Origin of the sequence: Lysobacter sp. 22409 (genome assembly GCF_052045105.1) — a bacterium.
Classification (GTDB): domain Bacteria; phylum Pseudomonadota; class Gammaproteobacteria; order Xanthomonadales; family Xanthomonadaceae; genus Lysobacter; species Lysobacter antibioticus_B.
Window position 1 is genome coordinate 1 of record NZ_JBQEOE010000052.1, and the last position, 278, is coordinate 278.

Genomic DNA, 278 nt, shown 5'->3' on the forward strand with positions numbered 1-278 from the left:
ATAAGACGTCCCTGTCTTATCGGAAAACGCCGCACGTCCTGTGCGGCGCCCTCCGGGTCTCCACTTGACCGGTAAAGCGGTAAAGCAGATCAAAATCCCGGCAACGGCATGATGGGTGCCAGTACCGCTTGGAACGGCCGCAGAGACAGCGACGGAGACGTCTGTTTCGTTAACCTGAGCTTCCCTGTAGGAGCGACGTGAGTCGCGACCACGAAACCGCGTGCGGCCACGCTCTGGTCGTAGCACCGTCGTTGCCAATTCGGTCGCGGCTCACGCCG